15 protein-coding genes and 1 tRNA gene are annotated in these 16,333 nt (G+C 64.2%); 10 read left to right on the top strand and 6 right to left on the bottom strand.

All coding sequences use genetic code 11. The features are described from left to right. Positions 1-122 precede the first annotated feature (122 nt). Positions 123-1,337 (bottom strand): Do family serine endopeptidase, encoded by a 1,215-nt coding sequence (locus AB3X98_RS36595; protein WP_069268264.1) that lies wholly within the window; start codon positions 1,335-1,337, stop codon positions 123-125. Positions 1,338-1,356: 19 nt separating this feature from the next. On the opposite strand from AB3X98_RS36595, the gene AB3X98_RS36590 reads away from it, so the two are divergent. From AB3X98_RS36590 to AB3X98_RS36560, 7 genes are all read left to right on the top strand, one after another. Beyond that, positions 1,357-2,103 carry a Nif3-like dinuclear metal center hexameric protein gene (locus AB3X98_RS36590; RefSeq protein WP_069268265.1) on the top strand — a complete coding sequence of 249 codons (747 nt, stop codon included), beginning with the start codon at positions 1,357-1,359 and terminating at the stop codon, positions 2,101-2,103. 237 nt (positions 2,104-2,340) lie between these two features. Further along, entirely contained in the window at positions 2,341-2,961 is a 621-nt protein-coding gene (gene petA / locus AB3X98_RS36585) for a ubiquinol-cytochrome c reductase iron-sulfur subunit (protein WP_069268266.1), read from the top strand. Then, positions 2,961-4,361, top strand: coding sequence for a cytochrome bc complex cytochrome b subunit (locus tag AB3X98_RS36580; protein WP_342949839.1), 1,401 nt, complete (start codon positions 2,961-2,963; stop codon positions 4,359-4,361). Before petA ends, AB3X98_RS36580 begins: the two co-directional genes overlap by 1 nt. A gap of 18 nt (positions 4,362-4,379) precedes the next feature. Then, the gene (locus AB3X98_RS36575; RefSeq protein ID WP_083245573.1) at positions 4,380-5,180 is read left to right on the top strand and encodes a cytochrome c1; all 801 of its coding nucleotides are present in this window, start codon (positions 4,380-4,382) and stop codon (positions 5,178-5,180) included. Between the two features lie 114 nt (positions 5,181-5,294). Then, complete coding sequence (locus tag AB3X98_RS36570) at positions 5,295-5,906, top strand: glutathione S-transferase N-terminal domain-containing protein (RefSeq protein WP_027797364.1); 612 nt, start codon at positions 5,295-5,297, stop codon at positions 5,904-5,906. 79 nt (positions 5,907-5,985) lie between these two features. After that, entirely contained in the window at positions 5,986-6,492 is a 507-nt protein-coding gene (locus tag AB3X98_RS36565; RefSeq protein ID WP_069268268.1) for a ClpXP protease specificity-enhancing factor, read from the top strand. Between the two features lie 18 nt (positions 6,493-6,510). Further along, positions 6,511-6,586 (top strand) — tRNA-Thr (locus tag AB3X98_RS36560). Positions 6,587-6,671: 85 nt separating this feature from the next. On the opposite strand, the gene AB3X98_RS36555 is transcribed toward AB3X98_RS36560, so the two are convergent. Continuing rightward, complete coding sequence (locus AB3X98_RS36555) at positions 6,672-7,622, bottom strand: cation diffusion facilitator family transporter (protein WP_069268269.1); 951 nt, start codon at positions 7,620-7,622, stop codon at positions 6,672-6,674. 69 nt (positions 7,623-7,691) lie between these two features. Beyond that, the gene (locus AB3X98_RS36550) at positions 7,692-10,484 is read right to left on the bottom strand and encodes an N-6 DNA methylase (protein ID WP_368606648.1); all 2,793 of its coding nucleotides are present in this window, start codon (positions 10,482-10,484) and stop codon (positions 7,692-7,694) included. A gap of 244 nt (positions 10,485-10,728) precedes the next feature. On the opposite strand from AB3X98_RS36550, the gene AB3X98_RS36545 reads away from it, so the two are divergent. Beyond that, complete coding sequence (locus tag AB3X98_RS36545; protein ID WP_368606649.1) at positions 10,729-11,877, top strand: methyltransferase; 1,149 nt, start codon at positions 10,729-10,731, stop codon at positions 11,875-11,877. A 123-nt stretch (positions 11,878-12,000) separates the two neighbouring features. On the opposite strand, the gene AB3X98_RS36540 is transcribed toward AB3X98_RS36545, so the two are convergent. Further along, positions 12,001-12,321 carry a DNA-binding protein gene (locus AB3X98_RS36540; RefSeq protein WP_368606650.1) on the bottom strand — a complete coding sequence of 107 codons (321 nt, stop codon included), beginning with the start codon at positions 12,319-12,321 and terminating at the stop codon, positions 12,001-12,003. A 377-nt stretch (positions 12,322-12,698) separates the two neighbouring features. Here AB3X98_RS36540 and AB3X98_RS36535 point away from each other — a divergent pair, with 377 nt between their 5' ends. Next, a complete protein-coding gene (locus tag AB3X98_RS36535; RefSeq protein WP_368606651.1) occupies positions 12,699-13,562 on the top strand; it encodes an SAM-dependent methyltransferase in 864 nt (287 codons plus the stop codon). Positions 13,563-13,581: 19 nt separating this feature from the next. Here AB3X98_RS36535 and AB3X98_RS36530 read toward each other — a convergent pair whose 3' ends face one another. Both AB3X98_RS36530 and AB3X98_RS36525 read right to left on the bottom strand, forming a co-directional pair. Then, the gene (locus AB3X98_RS36530) at positions 13,582-14,151 is read right to left on the bottom strand and encodes a DUF1415 domain-containing protein (RefSeq protein WP_368606652.1); all 570 of its coding nucleotides are present in this window, start codon (positions 14,149-14,151) and stop codon (positions 13,582-13,584) included. Positions 14,152-14,170: 19 nt separating this feature from the next. Beyond that, a complete protein-coding gene (locus tag AB3X98_RS36525) occupies positions 14,171-14,812 on the bottom strand; it encodes a TetR/AcrR family transcriptional regulator (protein WP_368606653.1) in 642 nt (213 codons plus the stop codon). Between the two features lie 174 nt (positions 14,813-14,986). Here AB3X98_RS36525 and AB3X98_RS36520 point away from each other — a divergent pair, with 174 nt between their 5' ends. Beyond that, on the top strand, positions 14,987-16,270 hold the full coding sequence (locus tag AB3X98_RS36520) for an MFS transporter (protein ID WP_069268275.1): 1,284 nt from the start codon (positions 14,987-14,989) through the stop codon (positions 16,268-16,270). Positions 16,271-16,333 lie beyond the last annotated feature (63 nt).

The raw sequence follows: 16,333 nt of genomic DNA, 5'->3' as shown, positions 1-16,333 counted from the left end.
GGGCCTGGCGGAGGAAAGCCGCAGGAAAGCAAAAGGCCGCGAACCCACGTTCGCGGCCTTTTCGTTTTCCGGTTGCGAGTCCGGACGCGGGCAGGGCGCGATGCCCCGCCTGCGGTGGGATATCAACCGCCGTCGTCGCCTTCGCCGTCTTCCTGAGCCGGCTGCTTCGGCGGCGGCGGGCGCTTGCCGATCAGTACGTCGAGATCCATGTCCTTGTTCTTGCGCACGAGGTGGACCTTCGCGTCGCTGCCCGGTTTGATTTGCGCGATGACGTTCAAAAGGCGCGTGGTGTCGGTGATGGCCTCACCGTTCACCGAGGTCAGGACGTCGCCCGGCTTGATGCCGGCCTTGTCGGCGGGGCCGCCCTGCAGCACGCCCGCGACGATTGCGCCCGACTTCTCCTTCAGCCCGAACGAGTCGGCGATCTCCGGCGTCACGTCCTGTGGCTCCACGCCGATCCAGCCGCGCGTGACCGAGCCCGAGGTGATGATGCTCTCCAGTACGCTGCGCGCCGTGGAAACGGGAATCGCGAAGCCGATGCCGAGCGAGCCGCCCGAGCGCGAGTAGATGGCGGTGTTGATGCCGAGCAGGTTGCCGTTCACGTCGACGAGCGCGCCGCCCGAGTTGCCCGGATTGATCGGCGCATCGGTCTGAATGAAATTCTCGAACGTGTTGATGCCGAGATGATTGCGGCCCAGCGCGCTGATGATGCCCATCGTGACCGTCTGGCCCACGCCGAACGGATTGCCGATGGCGAGCACGACGTCGCCCACGCGCGTCTGATCCATGCGGCCGAGCGTGATGGTGGGCAGGTTCGGCAGATTGATCTTGAGCACCGCGAGATCCGTTTCCGGGTCGATGCCGATCACCTTGGCGTTGGTGGTGCGGCCGTCGGAAAGCGCGATTTCGATCTGGTCCGCGCCGTCGATTACGTGCTGGTTCGTTAGAATGTAACCGTCCGGACTGACAATGACGCCCGAACCGAGGTTGGCGGCAGGCTGCTCCTGCTGCTTCTGGTTTTTGTTGCGATCGCCGAAGAAATAGCGAAATAGCGGATCGTTCTGGCGAGGGTCGGGCGGCAGCGACCCATCCTTGCTCGAGAACACGTTGACAACGGCGGGCATGGCCTTCTGGGCGGCGTCCGCATAGGAGCCCTGGGCGGCGCCTCCACCGATGCCTGGCGCCACTTCCCGCAGTGCGACGATCGGTTCGGCAAGCTGCTTGCCGAACTGCCCCTGGTGCTGCAGCCACTGCGGTTTGAGCGTGGCGATGATGAACATCAACGCCAGCAGGACCGTCACCGCCTGGGCGAAGAACAGCCAAAAGCGTCTAAGCATCTGAAGATTAGAGGATTATATGGATCGGATCGAACTGGAATTGTATCTGAACAATCTTCTGGAATCCGCGCGGTTCAAGGACTACTGCCCCAATGGCCTGCAGGTCGAAGGGCGGCGGCGCGTGGAGAAGATCGCCACGGGCGTGACCGCCTCGCTCGCGTTTCTCGAAGCCGCGCTCGAGTGGGGCGCCGACGCGGTGCTCGTACATCACGGTTACTTCTGGAAGAACGAAGCCCCGCAAATTACGGGCCGCAAGTACCGTCGCCTGAAGACGCTGCTCGCGAACGACATCAACCTGTTCGCCTACCATCTGCCGCTCGACAGCCATCCCGAACTCGGCAACAACGCGCAGTTGGGCGCCCGGTTCGGCTGGATCGGCGAACAACGCTTCGGCGACCAGGATCTTGGCTGGATGGCCACGCTGCCCATGCCCATCACGCTCGCGCACTTTACCGCCGAGGTCGAGCAGACGCTCGGCCGCACGCCGCTCGTGCTCGGCGACCCCGACTGGCAACTGCGCCGCGTGGCCTGGTGCACGGGCGCGGCGCAAAGTCTTTTCGACGCGGCGATCGACGCTGGCGCCGACGTCTTCCTCACCGGCGAGATCTCCGAGCCGACCACGCACACCTCCGCGGAAAGCGGTGTGGCGTTCCTCGCCGCAGGCCACCACGCGACCGAGCGCTTCGGCGTGCAGGCGGTGGGCGCGCACCTCTCGGAAGCCTTCAACATCGAGCATCTATTCATCGATATCGACAATCCCGTTTGATTGCGTATTCGGCGCAAATTGCCGTGGCGCAGCATCGTTTTATTCATGAGGCATTTACAAACTGAAAAGAAAGTGGCCCTCTTTTCTGCGGGAAAACCCCGAGATATCAAGGACTTCCGAGGCTTTTTCGAGAGCGCCCCTTGTAAATGCCAACTCCATTCGAGCAAACTAGCGTTCGGCAGCACCGCGGGTAAGCTGGCGTGACGGAAAAATCCAACTCAGAAGTGGGGCGATGTGATGCGAGACAACGAGAATGACCGCGTCGATGGCAGCCGCCGAACCTGGCTGATTGCGACGTCCGTAGCAGGTGGCATTGGAGGCGTGGCCACTGTCGTACCTTTCGTAGGTTCCTTTGCACCATCCGAAAAAGCCCGCGCCGCCGGCGCGCCCGTCGAAGCCGATATCACGAATCTGCAGCCCGGCTCGATGATGACCGTCGCCTGGCGCGGCAAGCCCGTGTGGATCCTGAATCGCACGGATCGCATGATGGCCGACGTGAAGAAGGCCGATCCCGATCTGGCCGACCCGAACTCCGAGCACCCGTTCTCGATGCCGATGCCGGAGTACTGCATGAACGAATTCCGTTCGCGCGCCGAGCATCAGAACATTCTCGTGGCGGTGGCTGTCTGCACCCATCTGGGCTGCACGCCGACGGCGCGCTTCCAGGAAGGCCCGCAGCCGAACCTGCCCGACAGCTGGCCGGGCGGCTTCCTGTGCCCGTGCCACGGCTCCACCTACGATCTCTCCGGTCGCGTGTTCAAGAACAAGCCGGCGCCGCAAAACCTCGACATTCCCCGCTACATGTTCGCGTCCCCGACGCAGATCGTGATCGGCAAGGACGAAAAAGGAGAAGCGTGATGGCGACGGGAACCGAAAAGGACGTGGTGGAAACGACCGGCGCATCTTCCGGCCTGCAGGGCTGGATCGATAAGCGTTTTCCGATGACGGCGAGCTGGCGCGCTCACGCTTCTGAGTACTACGCGCCCAAGAACTTCAACTTCTGGTACTTCTTCGGCTCGCTCGCGCTGCTCGTGCTGGTGAACCAGATCATCACCGGTATTTTCCTCACCATGAATTACAAGCCCGATGCGACGCTCGCGTTCGCATCGGTCGAGTACATCATGCGCGAGGTGCCGTGGGGCTGGCTCATCCGCTACATGCACTCCACGGGCGCTTCGATGTTCTTCGTGGTCGTGTACCTGCACATGTTCCGCGGGCTGCTTTACGGCTCGTACCGCAAGCCGCGCGAACTCGTGTGGATCTTCGGCTGCGCGATCTTCCTGTGCCTGATGGCCGAGGCGTTCTTCGGCTACCTGCTGCCCTGGGGCCAGATGTCGTTCTGGGGCGCGCAGGTGATCGTGAACCTGTTCTCGGCGATTCCCTTCATCGGCCCGGACCTCTCGCTGTGGATTCGCGGCGACTACGTGGTGTCGGACGTCACGCTCAACCGCTTCTTCGCGTTCCACGTGATCGCCATTCCACTGGTGCTCGTCGGGCTCGTGATCTGTCACATCATCGCGTTGCACGAAGTGGGCTCGAACAACCCCGACGGCATCGAGATCAAGGCGAAGAAGGACGCGAACGGCGTTCCGCTCGACGGCATCCCGTTCCATCCGTATTACTCGGTGCACGACTTCATGGGCGTGTGCATCTTCCTGATGATTTTCGCGGCGATCGTGTTCTTCGCGCCGGAGATGGGCGGCTACTTCCTCGAGTCGAACAACTTCGTGCCGGCCAACCCGCTGCAAACGCCGCCCGAAATCGCGCCGGTCTGGTACTTCACGGCGTTCTACGCGATGCTGCGCGCCACGACCGACCCATTCAAGATCGTGCTGATGGTCGTGATCGCGCTGCTCGGGCTACTCGCGCTCGTGCGCGCCCGCGGCAAATGGCGCGCCGGGCTGCCGGTGCTGGCGGTGCTCGTGATCCTCGCCATGTACTTCACCGAGTCGAAGTTCTGGGGCGTGGTGGTGATGGGCACGGCGGTGATCTCGCTCTTCTTCCTGCCGTGGCTCGACCGCTCGCCGGTGAAGTCGATCCGTTACCGGCCGTTCTTCCACAAGGTATTTCTCGGCATCTTCGTGCTGGCGTTCCTGACGCTCGCGTTCCTCGGCACGAAGCCGCCATCGCCGGCGGCCACGCTGATCGCCCAGATCTGCGCGCTCGTCTACTTCGCTTTCTTCCTCGGCATGCCGTTCTGGACGCCGCTTGGCACTTTCAAGCAGCCGCCCGAGCGCGTGCGGTTCAAGCCCCATTAACTGACGAGCGAGGAAGATATGACGAAACGTTCTCTTTTTTCGACGCTCGCGAAGGTGAGCATACGGGCTGCCGGCGTCCGGGCCGGCTTGGCCGCGCTGGCGTTCTCATGCGTCTTTGGGGTCGGATCTGTCGCGGCGCAGGAAAACATTCCGCTCGACCGCGCTCCCGATAACGGCGAAAATCTTGCTTCGCTGCAACACGGCGCCAAATTGTTTGTAAACTATTGTCTGAATTGCCATAGTGCGAACTTGATGCGCTATAGCCGGTTGCAGGTTCTCGGCATTCCGCAGAAGCAAATCGAAGATAATCTGTTGTTTACGACCGACAAGGTCGGCAACACGATGTCCATCGCGATGCGCCCGGACGACGCGAAGGCGTGGTTCGGCGTAGCGCCGCCGGACCTCTCCGTGGAAGCGCGGGCGAAAGGGCGCGACTGGCTGTACACGTACCTGCGCAGCTTCTACCGCGACGATACGCGGCCGACTGGCTGGAACAATCTGGTGTTCGAAAACGTGAGCATGCCGCACGTGCTGTGGCAGTTGCAGGGCATCCGCACGGCGAAGTTCGAGGACACGACGGACGAGGAAACCGGGGAAAAGGTCCGTCGCTTTGCCGGGTTCCAGCAGGTCACGCCGGGAACGCTCTCGCCGGTGGATTATGATGCCGACGTGGCCGACCTGGTGGCCTACCTCGGCTGGATGGCCGAACCCGAGCAGAAAACCCGCAGGCAGCTTGGCGTGTGGGTGCTCTTGTTCCTCGGCGTCTTGAGCTTTTTCGCGTGGCGATTGAACGCCGCGTACTGGAAAGATATCAAATAGGCACGTCCTGACCGACGTGGGGCCGGTGCGACGAGATGCCGTCTGACGGTTCAGGGACCGTCAGACGGTTTTTTCGCCCGCTGGCCTTTTGGGTTTATTGAGGAAATGTAAATCATGATGGTTCTGTACTCCGGCACTACCTGCCCGTTCTCCCAGCGCTGCCGGCTGGTGTTGTTCGAAAAGGGCATGGACTTCGAAATCCGCGACGTCGACCTGTTCAACAAACCGGAAGACATCGCCGTGATGAATCCGTACGGTCAGGTGCCGATTCTGGTCGAGCGCGACCTGATTCTGTACGAGTCGAACATCATCAACGAGTATATCGACGAGCGCTTCCCGCATCCGCAGCTGATGCCGGCCGACCCGGTCCAGCGCGCCCGCGCGCGTCTGTTCCTGCTCAACTTCGAGAAGGAGCTGTTCGTGCACGTGAGCACGCTCGAAAACGAGAAGGGCAAGGCCGCCGAGAAGAACCACGAGAAGGCGCGCCTCGCGATCCGCGACCGCCTCACGCAGCTCGCGCCGATCTTCCTGAAGAACAAGTACATGCTGGGCGAAGAGTTCTCGATGCTCGACGTCGCCATCGCGCCGCTGCTGTGGCGCCTCGACCACTACGGCATCGAGCTGTCGAAGAATGCCGCGCCGCTCATGAAGTATGCCGAGCGCATTTTCAGCCGTCCGGCGTATATCGAAGCGCTGACGCCGTCTGAAAAGGTCATGCGCCGTTAAGCAGTATCCTGGCAGTTGCAGGTAACAGAGGCGGCGTACACAGCGTGGGTGTGGACGCCGCCTCGTGAAAGGATTGTTGATGCAAGAGATTTCCACCAAGCCGTATTTGCTGCGCGCGCTGTACGAGTGGTGCACGGACAACGGCTTCACGCCGCACATCGCGGTGCGGGTCGATAACCGCACACGCGTGCCGCGCCAGTTCGTGCGTGACGGCGAGATCGTGCTGAACATCAGCTTCGAGGCGACGAGCCAGCTGCAGATGGGCAACGAGATGATCGAGTTCCACGCGCGCTTCTCGGGCAAATCGCACAAGATCGAGGTGCCGGTGTCGAACGTGCTCGCGATCTACGCCCGCGAGAACGGTCAGGGCATGGCGTTCCCGGTCGAGTCGCCGCCCGGCGACGCCGACGACGTGCTGTCCTCCGAGGACCACGAAGAAGCCGAAGCACATGAGGCGCCTGCAGTGCGCGACGAACCTGCCGAGGAACCCGCCGCGCCGCTCGCGCCGGTCGCGACGCGCGCCGCCGACAAAGATGACGATGGCGGCAACAAGGGCGGCAAGGGCCACCTCAAGATCGTTAAATGAAGTAGAATAGCGGGCTACGCCGGCTTAGCTCATCTGGTAGAGCAGTTGATTTGTAATCATCAGGTGGCGGGTTCGAGTCCTGCAGCCGGCACCATATTCGAAGCAATGCGTCAAGACAAAGGGTTACGTGAAATTCACGTGACCCTTTGTGCTTTCTGCACCCGCCCGCACCAGATTCCTCACTCCGCCCATTGCGGATCGCTCGTGAACATGATCGTGAGCCAGCGGTGCGACTCGTCGCCGCCGATGGCCCGGCCGATTTCGTCTCGGATCGCGTCCCATTCGGCGATGCGCTTCGCCGGCATGTCGGGCGGCACGACGAAATACAGCTCGATCTCGCGGGAGCGGCCCACTTTCGCGACATAAGCCCGGTAATACTCGAAGGCGTAGCGCTCGACGAAGCGTTTCGCGACCGCATCGACATGCTGCTTGAGATCCGGGGGCGCCACGAGCAGCACATCCAGCAGGGCCTGGCGGATCTCCGCGAGCGGAATCGGGATGATCACGACGCATACCACCACGAGCGCCGCCGGGTCGACATAGGGGGTGAAGCGCTCCCATGTCGTTCCCTGAATTGCATAGCCGACGCTGAAGGCGACCAGCAGCGCCGCTGTAATGCCCGCGGACATGATCCATGACTTGATATCGAGGCGCACGAAATCCGAGTGGATCCGGCGGTTCGCGCGCGATTCGAATACCGCCATCGCCGCGCAGGCACTCACGGTGAGGACGGCGTAGACGAGTGCGGGACCGAAGTGCAGTTCGTGGCCGCCGGAGAGCAGGTTGGTGATGCCGTTGATTAGCGCGTAGACGGCCACGCCCACGAGCAGCGTGCTGTTGAGCCCGAGCACCATGGGTTCGAGATGCCAGAAGCCCATGGTGAAGCGCTCGCGCCATTTGCGCGGCAGGTCGACGTTGACCGCGTACGAGGTGATCAGTCGCACGACGGCGAGTGCGAGCGCGCTCATGCTCGCGTCGACGAGCGAATAGACTCCGTCGAACACAATCGAAAACGAGCCGGAGATCAGGCCGAACAGAATGCCGATGAGGGCGATCACCAACGTCGTGGCGATCGATAGCGTCAGCACGCTGCTCTCGTCGGAAGCACTGAAGAAGCGAAGCCGTTCCATGATGTCTGCCCTGCGCGAGGATGAGCAAGACTAGCCGACTCGCCGGGACGCCGTCTCGGCGTTGCGCGGTCAGCTTGCTTCGCGCGCCATCGAGTCGGCGCGGCCTTCCACGAGGTCGATCTCCTGTTGCGACAGGCCGAATGCCGCATAGAGGCGTCGATCGATCTCGCGCGCGATGCCGTCCGCTTCAGCGGCGTCGCATGCGGACTGCCCGGCGCGCAGCAAGCGGGTCACGCAGTCGGCGACTTCGCTGCGCACCGAAGCGCCGCCCGGCACGGGCAAGGCGTCGATCATCGATGTCGTGAACGCCACGCCGCCGTTGTAGCTCGACGCGCCGTACTTCGCGCGGATCAGGAACACCGAGAGCGGGCAGTTGAGCAACGCCGCCGCGAACTTCAGCAGGCTCTCGTCGTCCGAGCGCAGGATCAGTGTGGTCTTGCCGGGGATCGTGTCGCCTGCGAGATCGAGCGTCGCATCGAGCCGTGTGAGGCCTTTCACGATCACCTTTTTCGCGTTGGCTTTCGCGCCGTAGCCGTTCCCGAACGTCGACGCGAAGCGCTCGCGCTCGACCACGGGTGCCTCGTAGCGTCGCCCGAGATAGGTCATCGGCTTGCTGCCCCAGCGCGAGACGTAGCGCCCGAGCGTGCCGGTGTTCACCACGCGGTAGTGTTGGTCCGGCTGGAATCGGCCGTCGGCCGCTTCGACGAGGGGCGCGAGCCGGTAGGCGTCCGACGTCGCACAGGCGTTCTCGCAGGGCAGCAGCGAACCGAGTGTGGGGTGCGCACCGGCGAACCGCTGCACGAACGCGGCGTGCGGCGAGAGCAATGCGTCGAGCGGCCATGGCGCCTCGAGCGAGCGTTTGTCGGTTTGCGCAAGCTCGGTGAGCGTCTCGCGGTCGATGCGCGCGGTCGCGATGGCAGGCGTGCCCGACTCGCGAAAGAGCGTGATGATCGAATCCACACGCGCCTGCTCGAATACGTCGCGGCCGAGCCTGACGATGCGTTCGATCTTGTCCAGATGCCGTGCGCGCAACGCATTGCCGAAGGGCTTCGAGAGCCACTTGTCGGGCGTGAGATACGCCATCGCGCCGCCTGGCCTCAGGAGCGCGAGGCCGAGCTCGATGAACACGATGTAGAGGTCCCAGTTGCCCCGCGCGCTCGGCCAGCGCTGCGCCAGCCGCTCGCGCAACGCGCGCTGGCCCTGATTGATCATGCGCTCGGAGTCGATATAGGGCGGGTTCGCTATTACGGCGTCGAAGCGCTCGAAGTCGCCTTCGTCGGTGAGGAGGTCGGCGAATTCGATGCGCCATTCGAACGCCGCGGCGTTTTCGGGCGGCGTGTCGGCCTGGTGGTTCGCGAGGGCGTGGCGCAACGCTTCGCGCAGTTGCGCGCATCGGGCGATTTCGGCGCGCCTCGCCGCGGCTGTAGCCGTCGCCCGCAGTCTAGCCGCGCTGGCACGATAGTTCGCCACTGGCTCAGCGTAGCCGCGCAGCGGCGTATCGAAGTCGAAACGGCTGAGCGTCGCATTGCCGGCTTTGAGGTTGGTCTCGAGGTTCGGCAGAGAAGTGGTGAAATCGGCGTGTTCGAGCAGTTCGATCCACAGCCGCAGGCGCGCCATGCCGACCGAATCCGGGTTGATATCCACACCGAAAAGCGAGTGCTCGACGATGTCCCGCTTGACACTGAAGAGCGCGGCTTCGATCTTGCGGATGGTCGTGCCATCGCGCTCGCGGGTGAGCGGTTCGCCGTTCGCATGCGTCACGCAAAGCCGGTCCGCGGTGACGTCGATGCGGCAAGCGCTGAGTGCTTCGCGGTCCTGCGCGTTCAGCAAGCCGAGGCGCACTTTCAGCGCCAGCAACTCGTTGAGCGCTGAAACGAGCAGATGCCCCGAGCCTACGGCGGGATCGCAGATGCGCAGCGAGTCCAGAATCGCGCGCGCCTCGTCGCGGCTTCCGATCGATGCGCCGCTTGATTCACCGATCAGTTCGGATAGCTGATCGATGTTCGTGCAGTGCCAGCCTTTGGCGCGATTCAGCCGATTGAGCGCCGCATGCGTGATGGCGGGACGGGCGAGTTGCATCGCGACGCTGCCGGGCGTGTACCAGGCGCCGTCGCGGTATCCGTTGAGCTTTTCGAAGACGAGCCCGAGCGAGGAGGCATCGAGGCAACGCCTGTTCGCCACGGTTGGCTCTCGCGCCACCAGACCGGCGGAGAAGTCGAAGGTGGCGAGAAAATCGAGCAGATAGGCAAGCGTGTGCCGCTCGCCGCTCGCATCGGGGAGCACGGTCGCCTCGTACGGCGGCAGCGTGGCGCGATCGTCGAGCATGCTTATGCCGAGCAGGCTACGGTCCAGGTCTTGCGGCGCGAACCGCGAACCGTCGAAGCGGGGAAGGTGAGCGAAGCGGGCTGGCGGCGTGTGGTCACCGGCGCCGAGGACGGTGTCGCACAGCGCGTCGAGATCGCTGAACGAGCGGATGCGCTGGGCGTTCAGGAACGCGTAGGCCGCATCGTCGCCATGGAGCGTCAGCAGACGCGTTTCGAGCACCTTGAGAAAAACGAGGCGGCTGATCCAGGCGATGCAAAGCCGGAGCGCGAGTTCGAAATGGTCGGCCTTCGGCCGCTCGCCTGGGCTCTCTCCGTCGCAGGCGGCGAGGCGCGACAGCGCGAGTTCGATCAGCGCGCCGGGCAAACGCTCGTGCGGCGCGGGTCGCGCGACGGTGCGCCTCATGCCGGAAACGCTCTCCCGCAACCCGACGATATGCAGCAGTTCGGCGTAAAAGCCTTCGTCGAGCCCAGCACCGGCGCTGGCGCGGCGCGTGCGCGGTTTGCGCGCGCGGCGTGTCTGCTGGGTGGTTGCTGGCATGGTCTCGTGCGGGTGGGCCTGGCCTGACGGGGCGCGGTCGGCGCCCATTTTACTGCCGGGCGCGTGCGTTTCGTCCTACGTCGTCTGGCCTGGTCGACGCGCCCGCCCGTCTGAGCGATCATCGTTGCGAAGGCGACGTGGCGGAACGCGCCGCGTCGCTCTGCTATATGATGGCGCCCCGCGGCGGCAACCCGCGGGCCAGGTACGAATCGACGAACTGGCCCGCCGCACCGAATATCCGACTATGACCGAACATCCCACTCTTACCTGGCCCGACACCGAAGGCCCGCGCACGGTGCGCTGGCGCTCCGAGGCTGGCGTGCCGGCGCCCAAACGCGTGGTCATCGCCGACGATCGCACGACTGCGGACGCTGCGTACCGCCTTGCCTGCGAAGGCACCGCCCTCCTGTGGCGCGGCGACTATCAGAACGCGCGTCAGCTGCTGCAGGCCATGGCGCGCCGTGGGGAGCGCAAACCCCGCAAGGCTGCGCCGCCCAAGGCGCCGGCTTCACCGCTCGAAGCGTTTCATCTGCATCGCCAGGCGCAGGCGCAGCGTGCCCGCACGCTCGGCATGGTGCTGATTCCGCTCGAAGGCGACTACAGCATCAACCTGCGCCGCGCACCCGACGTCCGGGTCGCGTGCGAAGAGGCGTGGGGCGCGGCCGATGGCGAAGCTTCCGCGGCGTCGCTGCGCGAAATTCTGGGTCTGGTCGGCGCCCACGAATGGCGCAAGAAGGGTGTCGAGATCGCGGCGCTGAACGGCGCGCGCATTCATCCGTACTACGGTGTGTTCTCGCCGGTGCGCGGCGAATACGTCGATCTCGTCGCGCGCACGGCGCTGCCGTCGCTCGAAAAGGCCTTCGACATCGGCACGGGCACGGGCGTGCTCGCCGCCGTGCTCGCCTCGCGCGGCGTGAAGAACGTGGTCGCGACTGATCAGGATGCCCGCGCGCTGGCTTGCGCGAACGAGAACCTTGACCGCCTCGGCTACGCCGCGCAGGTCGAGGTCGTCGAGGCGGATCTGTTCCCGCCGGGGCGCGCGCCGCTCATCGTCTGCAATCCGCCATGGGTGCCGGCGCGGCCCGCGTCGCCCATCGAGTACGCCGTGTTCGATCCCGAGAGCCGCATGCTGCGCGGCTTTCTCGGCGGCCTCAAGGATCATCTCGAGACGGGTGGCGAGGGGTGGTTGATTTTGTCCGACTTCGCGGAGCATCTCGGGTTGCGCACGCGCGAATCGCTCATCGAGATGATCGTGGAGGCGGGGCTCGAAGTGGTGGGCCGGGAGGACATTCGCCCGCGGCACCCGAAAGCGTCGGATCCGACCGATCCGCTCTATCGTGCGCGCGCGGCCGAACTGACGTCGCTGTGGCGCCTCAAGGTGCGCGCAGAGTGAGCCGGACGGAAAAAGCGTTGGCAAAAAAGAAGAGGCCGGGCCGCTCACGGCCCGTGCGGGTATCGAGTATCGGCGTCGGCGGCCTGGCTGCCACGCCGGGTGTGCGTCAGATTTACATCGGCTTCAGCCCGGATAGGCCTCGTCGACCTTGAGGCCTGCCAGCTTGAAAATCACGCGCAGCGTTTGTGGCTTGATATCGCGGCGCGACGCCAGTGCCGACATCACGAAATCGAGCACCTTCGCGTACTTCAGCAGAATCAGGCAGGTCTCGAGATCCGAAGGGCCGTCGCGCATGCATTCCGCGACCCGCAACATCTCCACCGAGATGTCGCGCGCCATTTCCAGCTCCAGTTGCTGCTTTTCCGTCCAGTCGGGAACCGTGACGAGTTTCGTAAGCAGTTCCTGGAATTTTTGCTCTGCGTTTCCGTCAGGTATCGTATTCATTGCATGCCCCATGCAAGGCCGCACAGCGTCGCGCGCTCTTTGCGCAGCGAGGACTGCGCCAGCCTGATTCATCGCAACCGGCACTCCCGGTGCGACCTCCCAATGCGCGCCTGTCGATTCGTTGCCGACCGGTCGCGCTGCGTTTTGGTCCTTTTTTTGGGCATCGGGGACGAAAAAATCCTCGTGTCTCTTCTATTCAACCCCTCCCTGCTGTCCGCACGTGGGTCAGCGTGCCGGGACGCTATTACGACACTGGCCGCTCTCATGGGTTCGGCAGCCTGGACTCGCTTTTTTCGTAAAATGACAGAATTACTGCAACCCTTCTGTCGCCTGTCGCACGTTTCGCGACATACCACGCCTTTCATCCGATCACGCCGATGTCCAGCAAGACTTACGAAGTCCGTCCGAACCAGTCTGTCGAACTCCTCAAGGAGCTCCACATCCTGACGCGCGACGGCAAGATGAACCAGGACAGCCGCCGCAAGCTGAAGCAGGTCTATCACCTGTTCCAGTTCATCGAGCCGCTGCTCAAGGACCTCAAGCAGGATGGCCGCGACGTGACCCTCGTCGATCACGGGGCGGGCAAGTCCTATCTGGGCTTTATTCTCTACGACCTGTTCTTCAAGGATCAGCGCGACAGGTCACACATTTATGGTATCGAGACGCGCGACGAGCTCGTGCAGCACTCGCAGGAACTGGCCAAACGGCTGGGCTTTGGCGGGATGTCGTTCCTGAACCTGTCGGTCGCCGATTCGATCACCTCGCCGCAGCTGCCGCCAACGGTCGATATCGTGACGGCGCTGCATGCCTGCGACACCGCCACCGACGACGCCCTGCGCTTCGCACTCAAGAAGCACGCGCGCTACATCGTGGTCGTGCCGTGCTGCCAGGCCGAGGTGGCGGGAGTACTGCGCCGCAACAAGGGCAAGTCGCTCGGCCAGGCACTCACGGAGATCTGGCGCCATCCGCTGCATACGCGCGAATTCGGCAGCCAGATCACCAACGTGCTGCGCTGTCTGCAACTCGAGGCGCACGGCTATCAGGTGAGCGTGACGGAACTGGTGGGCTGGGAGCACTCGATGAAGAACGAACTCATCATCGCCCAGTACAAGGATTTGCCGCGGCGCCGTGCGGCGGAGCGGCTCAACGAGATTCTCGAGACGTTCGGGCTGGCGGACCTGCGCGAGCGCTTTTTCGCCGACGAGGGCGAAGCGGCCCCTGAAGCGGCAATCGAAGGCTGAACCTGCGGGCAGCGCGGCGTCAGTCGCCCTTGCTCATCCAGTCTTGCCAACCTGCGAAGCCGAGCTTGCGCAGCGTTTCCTGGTTGCGTTCGTAGATGTCGGCGGCGTCGGGGAATGCCTCGACTGCGCGTTCGATGCTCGCTTCCCGCAGCAGATGCAGGATGGGGTAAGGCGCGCGGTTCGTGTAGTTCTCGATGTCGTCGGGCTCGGCGCCCTCGAACTGGAATTGCGGGTGAAAGCTCGCGACCTGAAGCGTACCTTCGAGCCGCAACTGCTGCACGAGGCGCTCGGCAAACCAGGTCGCGTCATTGAAATCGGCGAAGTCGGCAAGCGTGTGGGGCAGGATCAGGAGCGTCGTGTCGATCTCGGTGGCATCGGCCTGGGCCAGCGTTTGCAACTCGCGTTCGAGATCGGTGAGGACACCTTCCAGATCGGTCGCGTCGCTGATCACGTAGCGAATCTGGTTCTTCACGTGCACGCTTTTCGCAAATGGGCAGAGGTTCAGCCCGATCACGGCGCGCGTGAGCCAGTGGCGGGTCGCTTCGAGAATGGCGGCGTGGTCGGGGGACAGAGCAGCGGTTTCGTTCATCGTGACATTTTACGGGCGGCTAGCGCCCGGGACATGCCGCCTCGATCAACAGCTTTGCCATGCGCGGCGCAGCGAGAATCGCGCCGCACCCGGGGCCGTAAGTCTGGCTTGCGGCATAGATGCCTTCGACGAGCAGCGCGAGTTCCTCGGCGAGCGCGACCGGGTCTTTGGCTCCGGCTTCCTGTGCGAGCGCGGTGAGCCGCGCCATGAGCCGCGTCTTGTTGTTGTCGACGCTGCGCCGCGCGGGGTGGGTGGCGTCGGGAAATTCGGTCGCGACATTGACGAACGGGCAGCCGCGATAATCCGGCACCGAGGCGCGGCGCGCGAGGTCCTCGAAATACTGCACCAACTGCTTTGCCGGTTCACCCGGATGCTTCGCGAGACTTTCGTCGAAGCGCTCGAAAAAGCGCACGTCGCAGCGCTGCAGGTAGGCGACGACAAGATCGTCCTTCGACGAAAACTGCCGGTACAGGCTCATCTTGTTGACGCCGGCGCGCTCGACTACGGCCTCGATGCCGACCGCGCGCACGCCTTCGCGATAGAACAGCTCATCGGCGGCGCGCAACAGGTGCTCGTGCGCGCGTGCACCAGCCGTCTGCGCGCGGGGGCGGGGCGTGCGGGCAGCGGCGCTAGCGGCTTCCTCGTGGCCTTCGTGTTTCATGAGGGCATCTCGCGATCAGGGTGATTGCTTGACATGTTACCGAGCGGTAACTAGTATCGCAACACACTTGTGACCGATCGGTAACAATCAAAGCGATGGCGAACGTCGCGGCGAGCGGTCATGCCAACGAAAACATCGGCATGTCGAATCCGGCGCGCCGCGACAGGAGCACCAATGGACTGGGCAGCGAGGCGAATAGGCGGACGTTTCCACTACGGATGGCTCGTCGTGGCGGTGGTGTTTCTGGTGCTGCTGGCGGCGGCCGGCACGCGTGCGACGCCCAGCGTGATGATGGTGCCGCTCGAGCATCAGTTCGGCTGGAGCCGGGCGACGATCTCGCTCGCCATCTCGGTGAATATCGCGCTCTACGGCCTCATGGGCCCGTTTGCGGCGGCGGCCATGCAGCGCTTCGGCGTGCGTCCCACGCTGCTCGCGGCGCTCGGCACCATGGCAGCGGGCGTGGCGCTTTCCGCGCTAATGACGCATCCGTGGCAGATGATCCTGATCTGGGGCGTGATGGTGGGCGGCGCCACCGGCGTCGCGGCGCTCTCGCTCTCGGCGACCGTCGTGACGCGCTGGTTCCACTCGCACCGCGGGCTGGCCATGGGCATCCTCACCGCGAGTTCGGCCACGGGCCAGCTCGTGTTCCTGCCGCTCCTCGCGGCGATCGTGGAGAAGCACGGCTGGCAGTCGGTGGTGCTCGTGGTCGCGGTGGCCGCCGCCGCGGTGCTGCCGCTCGTGCTGTTCCTGCTGCCCGAGCGGCCCGCGAGCGTGAATCTGCGCCCGTTCGGCGAGGACGAGAGCACCCCCGTCGCGCCGCCCGCGCCGCATCAGAATCCGCTGAAGATCGCGTTCGACGCGCTCTTCTCGGCGAGCCGCACGCGCGACTTCTGGCTGCTGTTCTTCAGCTTCTTCATCTGCGGCGCCAGCACGAACGGCTACGTGGGCACGCACCTCATCGCCATGTGCGGCGACTACGGCATGACCGAAGTGCAGGGTGCATCGCTGCTCGCGACGATGGGTATTTTCGACCTGTTCGGCACGACGCTCTCGGGCTGGCTCTCGGACCGTTTCAATAGCCGCTTGCTGCTGTTCTGGTACTACGGGCTGCGCGGACTTTCGCTGATCTATTTGCCGCACGCGTTCGGCATCGACTTCTTCGGGCTGCCGATCTTCGCGGTGTTCTACGGCCTCGACTGGATCGCGACGGTGCCGCCGACCGTGCGGCTCGCCACCGATGTGTTCGGCAAGGAGCGCGCGCCGATCGTGTTCGGCTGGGTCGTGGCGGGCCATCAGCTCGGCGCGGCGTTCGCGGCGTTCGGCGCAGGGCTGCTGCGCTCGAGCCTCGGCACCTATACGGTGGCGTCGATGATTTCGGGCGGCCTGTGCCTCGTGGCGTCGTTCCTCGTGCTGCGCATCAACCGCGGGCCGCGCGCCGTGGGCGTGCAAACGGCCTGACGCGGCGATAGCGACTTTGCAGCGCCGGTTCGCGCTTCGGCGCACGCCGACAGGCGACGCATC

Origin of the sequence: Paraburkholderia sp. BR14312, from assembly GCF_040948675.1 — a bacterium.
GTDB classification, from domain to species: domain Bacteria; phylum Pseudomonadota; class Gammaproteobacteria; order Burkholderiales; family Burkholderiaceae; genus Paraburkholderia; species Paraburkholderia nodosa_A.
The sequence above is the reverse complement of the archived record's forward strand: the minus strand, read 5'-3'. Positions and strand labels throughout refer to the sequence as shown.